Below are 234 nucleotides of genomic sequence, written 5' to 3'. Positions count from 1 at the left end.
CGGTACTGTCTAAATACACATGAGGCAAAAGTTTGTGGGCTTGTTGGTAGGACGGCATCATTTGAGTGAAAACTGCATACCAGACATAGAGCTGTACCAATAAGGGGATATTGCGTACCCACTCAATATACGTACGCGCAAAGATACAGACTGACGGATTCCGCGATAATGCAGCAATACCTATCAATGCTCCAAATAACGTAGCAAGAACGATTGCTATAATTGCGACAATTA

Annotated in this window: 1 protein-coding gene; it reads right to left on the bottom strand. The window is 42.7% G+C overall.

Annotated elements, in window-relative coordinates:
• On the bottom strand, positions 1-234 hold a 234-nt coding region (locus HBA93_RS23695; protein WP_221724842.1), incomplete at both ends, for an ABC transporter permease subunit.

It is taken from the genome of Ochrobactrum sp. SFR4 (assembly GCF_019730395.1).
GTDB lineage: Bacteria > Pseudomonadota > Alphaproteobacteria > Rhizobiales > Rhizobiaceae > Pseudochrobactrum.
Note: the sequence above shows the minus strand (reverse complement) of the source record. Positions and strands in the feature narration are given on the sequence as shown.